Raw genomic sequence first — 205 nt, 5'->3', positions numbered from 1 at the left:
GGAGGCTTAGCTCAGCTGGGAGAGCATCTGCCTTACAAGCAGAGGGTCGGGGGTTCGATCCCCTCAGCCTCCACCATATTTTGTTCTCTTACATGGATGAAATATGGGGGAATTGTGAATCATATGCATATTGGGGATTAGCCAAGCGGTAAGGCAACGGACTTTGACTCCGTCATGCATAGGTTCAAATCCTATATCCCCAGCC

At 49.8% G+C, this 205-nt stretch carries 2 tRNA genes; both read left to right on the top strand.

What is annotated here, in order from left to right:
• Window positions 1-76, top strand: a tRNA-Val gene (locus tag HFD99_RS25485).
• A gap of 55 nt (window positions 77-131) precedes the next feature.
• Window positions 132-203: transfer RNA gene (locus HFD99_RS25480), tRNA-Gln, on the top strand.
• Window positions 204-205: the final 2 nt, after the last annotated feature.

It is taken from the genome of Paenibacillus sp. EKM301P, from assembly GCF_011800295.1.
In the GTDB taxonomy this organism is placed as follows: domain Bacteria; phylum Bacillota; class Bacilli; order Paenibacillales; family Paenibacillaceae; genus Paenibacillus; species Paenibacillus polymyxa.
This window is presented reverse-complemented; position numbering and strand designations above follow the sequence as displayed.